Genomic DNA, 402 nt, shown 5'->3' on the forward strand with positions numbered 1-402 from the left:
CTTCCTGAAGGAAGAGCCGCAGTGAAAAGGCCCAAGCGACTGTTTAGCAAAAACACAGGTCTCTGCGAAGCCGAAAGGCGACGTATAGGGGCTGACGCCTGCCCGGTGCTGGAAGGTTAAGAGGAGGGCTTAGGGGGGGTACCCCGAAGGTCCGAATCGAAGCCCCAGTAAACGGCGGCCGTAACTATAACGGTCCTAAGGTAGCGAAATTCCTTGTCGGGTAAGTTCCGACCCGCACGAAAGGCGTAACGACTTGGGCACTGTCTCAACGAGAGACCCGGTGAAATTGTAGTACCTGTGAAGATGCAGGTTACCCGCGGTTAGACGGAAAGACCCCGTGGAGCTTGACTGTAGCCTGATATGGGACAACGGTGTTCCATGTACAGGATAGGTGGGAGACGG

General features: G+C 55.7%; 1 rRNA gene. It reads left to right on the forward strand.

The annotated features are described in order from the left end of the window. A 23S ribosomal RNA gene (locus tag AC27E8_RS00210) occupies positions 1-402 on the forward strand; the annotation flags it as partial.

The organism is Alicyclobacillus sp. CIJ1 (assembly GCF_057538885.1).